Below are 1,444 nucleotides of genomic sequence, written 5' to 3'. Positions count from 1 at the left end.
AGAGAAGGCGGTTTTAATTACGTTATCTTTTTTTAAGCCGAAGATTTTGATACTTAGGCTTTAACGTATAGGTTGTCGGTACGTTTAGCTTATCTAAGATTAGATCTTAAACATCTTTATCGTTTGATGCAGTTCGTCCGAAACATTATTAACATTTTGCGCTGTTTGAACATTTTGCTGGACGTCATCGACAGTCGCTCGCGCCAAATCATTTACATTCACTACATTTTCGTTGATTTCAACGGCTACTTGCGATTGTTCTTCCGCTGCCGCTGCAATCTGGTTGTTCATGTCTTGAATTGTCCCAATCTCATGCTGAATAGTATTCAGCATTTGACTCGCTTGATCTGACTTTTCACGAGTTACTTTAGCTGTTTCCGCATTTTCAACCATAAGCTCAACAGATTGTTTTGCTTGAGTTTGAAGTGATGAAATCATGGTTTGTATTTCGTTTGTGCTTTCTTGTGTCTTGTTAGCGAGGTTACGCACCTCGTCAGCCACGACGGCGAAGCCGCGACCTTGCTCACCCGCTCGAGCTGCTTCAATTGCTGCGTTTAATGCCAGCAAGTTTGTTTGCTCAGCAATACCTCGGATAACATCAAGTATGCTACCTACATTTTGAGTTTCTTTTTCAACACCCAAAATCGAATCTTGAACCTGCTCAATATTCGTTACAAGTAAGCTGATTTGCTGGTTCATGTCACCCACAGTCTCAAGACCTGACTGAGATGAAAGGCTTGCCTCATTGGATGATGATGATGCCTGCATCGCATTTTGAGCCACTTCCGCAACAGTCGCGGTCATCTGATTCATCGCGGTTGCAACTTGCTCTAGCTGCATCATTTGCTCTTCTGATGAGGTACTTAACTGATTTGACGAGGTCTCAAGAGATGAAGATTGTGATGAGAGAGAGTTTGAAGACTGCTCAATATTGCCAATAATACCTTGGAGGTTACCTGCCATTTCAAGAGTTGAACGGTAGATCCCCGTTTCATCGCCATTTAATTTAGGGATGTTGGTCAGGTCTCCTGCCGAGATTCGACTAACAAGAGCCTCTATGTATTGTGGCTCCCCGCCAATAGGACGATACATTAATCGGGTAACTAATAAGAATGTTATTCCGGTTGCCATAACCGCGAAAATTAGACCAACTACAGTATTTATTTTCACCATCGCATTTGAAGGCGCTTCAATGTCGTCCCAACTTGCCCAAGCCCAAATATTCCAACCTAATGACTCAATTTGAGACGAAACGACATAAAAATCGCCTTTATCTGGAACATTGTAAGAGTGCTCACTGGTCATCTTACTACCGTGTTCACGGTATGATGGTCGAAGATCGTAGATATTTTTACCAATAAAATCTTCATAGCTAGCGGCAACAAGGAAACCATCTTGGCGAGAGACAAATAAGTTTGGCTCTTCAGATAGCTCGTTTATATAG

General features: G+C 42.2%; 1 protein-coding gene. It reads right to left on the bottom strand.

Annotated elements, in window-relative coordinates; genetic code table 11:
- Positions 1–99 precede the first annotated feature (99 nt).
- On the bottom strand, positions 100–1,444 hold a 1,345-nt coding region (locus AB4653_RS24890), incomplete at its 5' end, for a methyl-accepting chemotaxis protein (RefSeq protein ID WP_372105566.1).

The organism is Vibrio sp. 10N.222.48.A3 (genome assembly GCF_041475345.1).
GTDB lineage: Bacteria > Pseudomonadota > Gammaproteobacteria > Enterobacterales > Vibrionaceae > Vibrio > Vibrio tasmaniensis_A.
This window is presented reverse-complemented; position numbering and strand designations above follow the sequence as displayed.